Source organism: Bradyrhizobium sp. 139 (assembly GCF_023074175.1).
Taxonomy (GTDB): domain Bacteria; phylum Pseudomonadota; class Alphaproteobacteria; order Rhizobiales; family Xanthobacteraceae; genus Bradyrhizobium.
Genome location: NZ_JADPKS010000081.1, coordinates 1 through 784 on the forward strand (window position 1 = coordinate 1; position 784 = coordinate 784).

The 784-nt window shown below is 59.1% G+C and carries 1 protein-coding gene; it reads right to left on the bottom strand.

All coding sequences use genetic code 11. From position 1 onward, the window contains the following. Positions 1 to 13: 13 nt before the first annotated feature. Positions 14 to 774, bottom strand: a protein-coding gene (locus IVA80_RS19750; protein WP_247433924.1) for an IS5 family transposase whose coding sequence is annotated in 2 segments (ribosomal slippage) — positions 14 to 441 and positions 441 to 774 — 762 coding nt in all. Because the reading frame shifts where the segments join, the coding sequence is not laid out codon by codon here. Positions 775 to 784 lie beyond the last annotated feature (10 nt).

The following is a 784-nucleotide window of genomic DNA, read 5'->3' on the forward strand; positions in this document are numbered from 1 at the left end:
CTAGGGTTCAGACTCAATTGATCCAATAGGCGACGATGGCGGCGAGGTGGACGGCAGCTAAGAAGTTTCTGGCAAGTTTGTCGTAGCGCGTTGCGACACGCCTGAAATCCTTGAGCCGGCAGAAACAGCGCTCGATAACATTGCGCCCCTTATAGGCGCGTTTGCTGAAGCTGTGGAGGATCACCCTGTTGGATTTGTTTGGAATGACGGGCTTGGCGCCGCGATTGATGATTTCGGCGCGAAAGCCGTCGCCATCGTAGCCTTTGTCCCCAATGAGGGTGGACATGGGTGGCGCGAGTTTCAAAAGGGCCGGCCCTGCGGCAATATCTGCGTCTTGTCCCGGAGTGAGATGAAATGCGCAAGGTTTGCAATCAGGGTCACTCAGCGCGTGGATTTTCGTGGTCCGCCCACCGCGCGAGCGGCCGATCGCCTGTTCATGCTCCCCCCTTTTCCGCCGCTCGCCGAGCGATGCGCCTTGATCGAGGTGGAGTCGATGGACAAAGTCACGCCGTCCTTGCCGCAGCGGGCGAGCGCTTCAAAGATCGCCTGCCAATGTCCGCGCTTGGCCCAGCGATTGAAGCGATTGTAGATCGTCGTGTAAGGACCATAATCGGGCGGGCAATCGCGCCAGCGTGCGCCGCACTGAAGCATGTGAATGATACCGCTGATAATGCGTCGATCGTCTTCGCGCGCCGGGCCTGTCTGGTTCGTTGGCAGATGCGGCCCTATCTGAGCCCACTGCTTGTCGTTCAGCCAGAACAGTCCTTTGCGCATCGAAGTCCCC